This window comes from Taibaiella helva (genome assembly GCF_003545695.1).
Classification (GTDB): domain Bacteria; phylum Bacteroidota; class Bacteroidia; order Chitinophagales; family Chitinophagaceae; genus Taibaiella; species Taibaiella helva.
The window spans coordinates 1-2,753 of the sequence record NZ_QUZZ01000027.1; the positions used below are offsets into that span (position 1 = coordinate 1).

The 2,753-nt window shown below is 54.7% G+C and carries 2 protein-coding genes; both read right to left on the reverse strand.

The features are described from left to right. Positions 1 to 7 precede the first annotated feature (7 nt). Positions 8 to 1,093, reverse strand: a complete 1,086-nt coding sequence (locus tag DZC79_RS20935) for a PorP/SprF family type IX secretion system membrane protein (RefSeq protein WP_118953567.1) — start codon at positions 1,091 to 1,093, stop codon at positions 8 to 10. 98 nt (positions 1,094 to 1,191) lie between these two features. Beyond that, on the reverse strand, positions 1,192 to 2,753 hold a 1,562-nt coding region (locus DZC79_RS20940; protein WP_157977334.1), incomplete at its 5' end, for an Ig-like domain-containing protein.

Genomic DNA, 2,753 nt, shown 5'->3' on the forward strand with positions numbered 1-2,753 from the left:
AATGCTGTTAATACACACCGCCTTCATCACGTTTGACATGCTCCAGCAGCTCCAGTCTCGGGCACTGCGAAGGGCAACGCATCTTCGCTTTCAATTCCCGCTTTTTGATCATTCCTTTATAGATCAGCGATACTTCCAGCCCGCCAACACCATTGCTGGCCGTAGTTAGCTTTGAAGCATTTATATCGTAGGAGAAAGTGAAGGAGTAAGCATCGTAATCGACCTTAACCATAGGGATAACAGCATCGTTGACGCGATAGAAGCAACCGCCCTGGATAAAGAAAAATTTCTTCTGCCCGGCTTCATCCGGGGGGCGCCAGCCAAGCAGGCCGCCCGCTACGATCTCCCGGTAGGGGTCCTGGTAGTTTACATTTGCATGGCAGGTAAGCAGCACCTGCTCTGTAATAAAGGCTGAGAAGCCCGCCTGGCCGCTCCATTTCATCTTCAGGTTGACCAGCGCTGTTTGTGTAAAAAAGGACTCCCTGGGGTTTGTAATGTGATATACCGCTGCACCCAGATAATAAGTAGCTTTCTTTGCCCGCCCGATGAAGCTGTTAAAGCTTACGCCCGCGCTCAAATCCCAGTTGTGCACCTGGTTGCGCGGTATATGTTCGTTGCTGGGATTGGACGCCGAATATTCACCGCCCACATATTGGCTGGCGAAGGTCATCTTATCCTGCTGCACCGAGCGCTGAATATAACCGCCCGAAAAACCAACGGACAAATAGGAATCATGATCGTCTTCCAGGAACTTATTGTAGTTTAAGGCCGGTGTCAGCTGTATGGTGGTTAAGCCAACAGACCCCGCCCTGTCAAGACTTGCAGCAAAGCCGTAGCTCAGGCAATCGTTCACCTCGTTGATACCGATACGGGATTCGGCCGTCGCCAGAAAGGTCTGAAAAGGCATGCCTATGGTCGCCCATTGGTTGCGGTAATTCGCCGCAATCTTATAATCGCCGCTATAGATGCCGGTCAGCGCCGGGTTGCGGACCATATTATGATCGAAGAACTGGGAGAAATGAATATCCTGCCCAAAAGCGGCCGGTACGGACAAGCCGGTCATCATCAGAAGAAGTGTTGTTTTAATTTTCATAGAACATCTTATTTATCAGCTGCTGAAGAATACCGGATACATTGCTACAGCTGGTGATTACAGGCAATAGATCTCCTATCCGGCCACCTGTACATGCGTTAGCGGATGATGGTTATATCCCCTTTCCTGAAGATATCTTCACCTGAGGTACAGGTCGCTTCCAGGTAATACACAAAAGCATCGGGCTTCACCGCCTTGCTCTGGTAGTTACCATCCCAGCCATAGAGCGGATCATTGGCCGGTACATTGTCCCTGCTGTAGATCAGCTCGCCCCAGCGGTTGTAAATACGGAATACCTTTACCCACTTCAGCGACAGGCCGATCGGGTAAAAACGGTCGTTGTTGCCATCCCCGTTCGGGCTGAAGGTATTAGGAATATAGATTTTGTTGCAGTCCAGGTAAACGCCTACCGTATCTGTTGCTTTACAGCCTGCTGATGTCGTTACCGTTACCGTATATATTGTACTACGGGCGGGGCTGGCTTGCGGACGATTGCAATCCGTACAGCTTAATCCTTCGGAAGGCGTCCAGGCATAGCCCAGGTTGGTCCCCGGTGCCTGTGCGTTCAGGTACATCGTCGTACCCACGATCTCCAGCTTCGCATCTACCACAGGATTGGCATGAACAATCACGACTACTTGGGTTCGCGGGCCTTCACAGCCATTGACCGTCTGGCTTACATACCAGGTCGTGGTACCCGGCGTTGTTGTCGATGGAACGGGGCCTGTCATGGCGCCTGTACCACCTTCCGCTTCTGTATACCAACGCAGGCCTTCGCCCGTGGCGCTCAACGCAGCTGCCAGATCGCCTTCACAATATTCTACGAGGCTGACCGCGTCCGGAGCAACGGGTAAAGGATTCACGTCCACGGTAAGCGGAGCTCTTTGACTTTCGCAGCCATTTACTGTTTGGCTCACATACCAGGTAGTCGTGCCCGGGCTTGCCGTTGAGGGCACAGGCGCTGTGGCGCTGCCGGTATCGCCCGAAGGAATGGTATACCATTGCAGGTTGCTGCCGCCTGCGGTCAGTGCAGTTGCCGGCTCGCCCTGGCAATAGGCTACAGGACTAACTGCGGGTGCAGCAGGCGTAGCATTAATGATCACTGCAATAGCAGCACGGGAGCTTTCGCATCCGTTCGCTGCCTGGCTCACATACCAGGTGGTGGCACCCGGTGTTGTTGTCGGAGGCGTAGGCGCCGTGGGGCTGCCCGTACCGCCTGAGGGTGTCGTATACCACAGCAGGTTGGCGCCGGAAGCATTCAGGGCTAGGGCGGGTGCATCCTGGCAGTAGACTACCGGGCTGCTGACTCCCGGCACCGGCGGTACGGGATTTACGGTTACCGTCAATGTTGCGGTTGTGGCGCACTGGCCGGCATTGGGGGTAAAGGTATAGGTACCGGTGGCGGTATTGCTTACTGTAGCCGGGCTCCAGGTGCCGGTAATGCCATTGGTCGAGGTCGCGGGCAGCACGGGAGCGGTAGCGCCGGAACAGATCGGGGCTATGGCCGCAAAGGCGGGTGTTACCTGGGGGCTCACCGTAAAGGTCAGGGTAACGATACTGTCACAGCCTACTGCATTCGGCTGGGTATGGGTATAGGTGCCGGAGGCGGTGAGGCTCTGCCCGTTCCAGGGGTAAGGCAGCTGCGTCTCGCAGACCGTAA